Origin of the sequence: Sesame phyllody phytoplasma, assembly GCF_018390775.2 — a bacterium.
GTDB classification, from domain to species: domain Bacteria; phylum Bacillota_I; class Bacilli_A; order Acholeplasmatales; family Acholeplasmataceae; genus Phytoplasma; species Phytoplasma australasiaticum.
In genome coordinates, this window is the sequence record NZ_JAHBAJ020000035.1 from 1 (window position 1) to 661 (window position 661).

1 protein-coding gene is annotated in these 661 nt (G+C 34.9%); it reads left to right on the forward strand.

Annotation, left to right across the window (positions count from 1 at the left end):
• The coding region (locus KHD59_RS02405; protein WP_238120386.1) for a reverse transcriptase/maturase family protein at window positions 1–661 on the forward strand (661 nt) is incomplete at both ends.

The window sequence follows — 661 nt, forward strand, 5'->3', positions numbered from 1 at the left end:
TGATGCAAAAATGCCTGGAACAACTCTTAACTCCTTATTTTGAAAATATCTTCTCAGAATGGAGCTTTGGATTTAGAACCAAAAAATCATGTCATGATGCCATCAAACGTATCAAACAAAGATTTCAAGGAATTGATTACCTTGTCAAAATTGACTTAGAAGGTTACTTTGATACCATTAATCATGAGATTCTGATGAGAACCTTAAATCAGTTCATCAAAAAGAATAAAACACTCGCAACCATTAACAAATGGTTAAAAGCGGGCTTTATGAAAGATGGCATCAAATATGAATCTTTATCAGGCTCTCCTCAAGGAGTAATTATTTCCCCTTTGTTGGCGAATGTATATTTACATTACATCGACCTGAAAATGGAGGAACTGATTAAAGAAGGAATACCGATTAAGAAGAATAACCCAGAATATAAGAAAGCATGGCTTAGAAACCAGCACCATAATTTAGGGATTGACAGACACATCAACCTGAATCCAAAACCAAGAGTTGAATATAGCCGCTATGCTGATGACTTTATCATTGGCGTTAAGGGAGAATATAATGAGGCGTATAACATCAAAAATCAAGTAACACAGTGGTTAGAGCAAGACCTAAACCTTACGATTAGTAAGGATAAGTCAAAAATTGTGAAAGCCAGTAAAGGAAC